Source organism: Burkholderia sp., assembly GCF_018375725.1.
Classification (GTDB): Bacteria; Pseudomonadota; Gammaproteobacteria; order Burkholderiales; family Burkholderiaceae; genus Burkholderia.
Map to the genome: position 1 here is coordinate 1 of NZ_JAHACR010000443.1, position 2462 is coordinate 2462.

The window sequence follows — 2462 nt, forward strand, 5'->3', positions numbered from 1 at the left end:
CGATCGAGACGCGGCTGACCGGCGACGTGCGCGGACGCGGACTGTTCGTCGGCATCGAGTTCGTGCGCGACCGCGCAAGCAAGGCGGCCTTCGATCCGGCGCTGAAGCTGCATGCCGCGATCAAGCGCGAAGCGATGCAGCGTGGTTTGATGGTGTATCCGATGGGCGGTACGATCGACGGGCGGCAGGGCGATCACGTGTTGCTCGCGCCGCCATTCATCTGCATGCCGCAGCAGATCGACACGATCGTCGAACGCCTCGCTGGCGCGGTCTACGCGGCGCTCGCGGCAGCCAGCGCATAACGGTGCCAGCGCACGGAACATCATGAACACTCGACTTCCCCCGTTCGATCCGGCATCGGCGACCGATGCGCAGAAGGCCGTGCTCGACGAGATTCTCAGCGGCCCGCGCGGCAATCTGAACGGGCCGTTCCTCGGCTGGATCGCGAGCCCCGAGCTGGCTCAGCATGCGCAGCGCCTGGGTGCGTTTTGCCGCTATCGCACCGGCTTGCCGCTGCGCCTGTCGGAACTGGCGATCCTCGTGACTGCCGCGCGCTGGCGTTCGCAGGCGGAGTGGCATATCCATCATCCGATCGCGCTCGACGCGGGGCTGCCCGCCGCGACCGCGGAAGCGATCCGGCTGGGCGTCGAGCCGGCATTCGAGTCGGACGACGATGCGCTGATTTACGCATTCGCGAACGAACTCTACGATACGCGTCGTGTGAGCGACGCGACGTTCGCACGCGCGCAGGAGCATTTCGGTCACGCGGTCGTCGTCAATCTGGTCGCGTTGCTGGGCTATTACGCGCTTGTTGCGATGACGCTCAATACGTTCGGCATGCGTGCCGACGGCCAGACAGCGCTGCCATTCCCGGAATGAGGGCGTGCGTGCCCGCGCGGTTGCGGCGGGCGCACAACCCTGTGGCGGCGCGCACTGCCGGGGACGATTCGTCTGAATGTAATCGCGTGCTTCATCGAAAGCGCGGGTTCAGAGGCGGAAAATTTCCTTCCTGTCCTGAATCCGGTCAGAGCCACCGCCGGAGGACAGGTGAATGCGTTCGGCCGTACTGCCCGTCTTTATCGTTTGCGCGGCACGCCGTCGTGCAATGACGAAAAAAGACCCCGCACGCCATCGGTGGCGTGCGGGGTCAGGAGAGAGCGCTCGCGTTATGCCGCGACGGCTTCAGCCTGCGGCGCCACGTCGGCGGGCGTGGCTTCCTGACGGATCAGGTAATCGAACGCGCCGAGCGAAGCCTTTGCGCCTTCGCCGACCGCGATCACGATCTGCTTGAACGGCACCGTCGTCACGTCGCCCGCCGCGAACACGCCCGGCACTGACGTCGCGCCGCGCGCGTCGACGACGATCTCGCCGTGCTTCGACAGCTCGAGCGTGCCCTTCAGCCATTCGGTATTCGGCACAAGACCGATCTGCACGAACACGCCTTCGAGTTCGACGCGCTTGACGTCGCCCGTCTGCAGATCCTTGTAGACGAGGCCGTTCAGTTTGTTGCCGTCGCCGGTCAGTTCGGTGGTCTGCGCTTGCGTGACCACCGTGACGTTCGGCAGGCTGCGCAGCTTGCGTTGCAGCACTTCGTCCGCGCGCAACTGTGCGCCGAATTCGATCAGCGTGACCTCGCGGACGAGGCCCGCCAGATCGATCGCCGCCTCGACGCCCGAATTGCCGCCGCCCACCACCGCAACGCGCTTGCCCTTGAACAGCGGGCCGTCGCAGTGCGGGCAGTACGCGACGCCGCGGTTGCGGTATTCACGCTCGCCCGGCACGTTGATCTCGCGCCAGCGCGCGCCCGTCGCGATCACGATCGTCTTCGCCTTCAGCACCGCGCCGCTCGCGAGACGGATCTGGTGCACGTCGCCGGGAATCAGCGCATCGGCGCGCTGCACGTCCATGATGTCGACGTCGTACTGCTTCACGTGCTGCTCGAGTGCCGTCGCGAACTTCGGTCCTTCGGTTTCCTGCACCGACACGAAGTTCTCGATCGCCATCGTGTCGAGCACCTGCCCGCCGAAGCGCTCGGCGACCACGCCGGTTGCGATGCCCTTGCGCGCCGAATAAATGGCCGCAGCCGCGCCGGCCGGGCCGCCGCCGACGATCAGCGTGTCGAACACCGGCTTGTCGTCGAGTGCCTTTGCGGCGCGCGCGCTCGCACCGGTATCGAGCTTCGCGAGAATTTCCTTGACGCTGCTGCGTCCCTGGCCGAACGACTCGCCGTTCAGGAACATCGTCGGCACGGCCATGATCTGGCGGGCCTCGACTTCGTCCTGGAACAGTGCGCCGTCGATCGCAACGTGCCGGATGCGCGGGTTGATCAGCGCCATCACGTTCAGCGCCTGCACGACTTCGGGGCAGTTCTGGCACGACAGCGAGAAATACGTCTCGAATGCATAGTCGCCGTCAAGCGCGCGGATCTGTTCGATCACGTCGTCGGAGCCAATGGAAACGAT

Annotated in this window: 2 protein-coding genes and 1 pseudogene; 2 read left to right on the forward strand and 1 reads right to left on the reverse strand. The window is 65.9% G+C overall.

What is annotated here, in order from left to right; translation table 11 throughout:
* Nucleotides 1-302 (forward strand): annotated as a pseudogene (locus KH616_RS24110) (aspartate aminotransferase family protein); the annotation flags it as partial.
* A gap of 22 nt (nt 303-324) precedes the next feature.
* Complete coding sequence (locus tag KH616_RS24115) at nt 325-879, forward strand: carboxymuconolactone decarboxylase family protein (RefSeq protein ID WP_292253698.1); 555 nt, start codon at nt 325-327, stop codon at nt 877-879.
* Nucleotides 880-1166: 287 nt separating this feature from the next.
* On the opposite strand, the gene ahpF is transcribed toward KH616_RS24115, so the two are convergent.
* A partial coding sequence (ahpF, locus tag KH616_RS24120; RefSeq protein WP_292253701.1) for an alkyl hydroperoxide reductase subunit F occupies nt 1167-2462 on the reverse strand: 1296 nt, incomplete at its 5' end.

What these genes read in the sequence shown, in the direction of transcription:
- KH616_RS24115 (WP_292253698.1), top strand. Translation starts at nt 325, where the DNA reads ATGAACACTCGACTTCCCCCGTTCGATCCGGCATCGGCGACCGATGCG.